This window comes from uncultured Umboniibacter sp. (genome assembly GCF_947497555.1).
Taxonomy (GTDB): domain Bacteria; phylum Pseudomonadota; class Gammaproteobacteria; order Pseudomonadales; family DSM-25080; genus Umboniibacter.
In genome coordinates, this window is the sequence record NZ_CANMGY010000028.1 from 1 (window position 1) to 998 (window position 998).

A 998-nucleotide genomic window follows, 5' to 3' on the forward strand; every position below is an offset into this window, starting at 1 on the left:
AGGAAAAGAAATCAACCGAGATTCCCTTAGTAGCGGCGAGCGAACGGGGATCAGCCATCATATGATAGCTGCTGTGTTAGTGGAACGCTCTGGAAAGTGCGGCGATAGAGGGTGATAGCCCCGTACACGAAAACGCAGTGGTGGTACTAGGTATGTAATAAGTAGGTCGGGACACGTGTTATCTTGACTGAAGATGGGGGGACCATCCTCCAAGGCTAAATACTCCTAACTGACCGATAGTGAACCAGTACCGTGAGGGAAAGGCGAAAAGAACCCCGTAGAGGGGAGTGAAATAGATCCTGAAATCGTGTGCGTACAAGCAGTAGGAGCCCTTCGGGGTGACTGCGTACCTTTTGTATAATGGGTCAGCGACTTATTGTCAGTAGCAAGGTTAACCGTTTAGGGGAGCCGTAGGGAAACCGAGTCTTAATAGGGCGTCTAGTTGCTGGCAATAGACCCGAAACCGGGCGATCTAGCCATGGGCAGGTTGAAGATTAGGTAACACTGATTGGAGGACCGAACCCACTAACGTTGAAAAGTTAGGGGATGACCTGTGGCTAGGAGTGAAAGGCTAATCAAGCCCGGAGATAGCTGGTTCTCCCCGAAATCTATTTAGGTAGAGCGTCATGTCTCACTCCTGGGGGTAGAGCACTGTTTGGGCTAGGGGGTCATCCCGACTTACCAACCCCATGCAAACTCCGAATACCAGGAAGTGCAATCATGGCAGACACACGGCGGGTGCTAACGTCCGTCGTGGAGAGGGAAACAACCCAGACCGCCAGCTAAGGTCCCAAATATCAGTTAAGTGGGAAACGATGTGGGAAGGCTCAGACAGCTAGGAAGTTGGCTTAGAAGCAGCCATCTTTTAAAGAAAGCGTAATAGCTCACTAGTCGAGTCGGCCTGCGCGGAAGATTTAACGGGGCTCAAACTGATAACCGAAGCTGCGGATGCGTTTAGGCGCATGGTAGGGGAGCGTTCTGTAAGCGGTTGAAGGTGA

Annotated in this window: 1 rRNA gene; it reads left to right on the top strand. The window is 51.4% G+C overall.

The features are described 5' to 3' along the window. Positions 1–998: ribosomal RNA gene (locus Q0698_RS13240) — 23S ribosomal RNA — on the top strand; the annotation flags it as partial.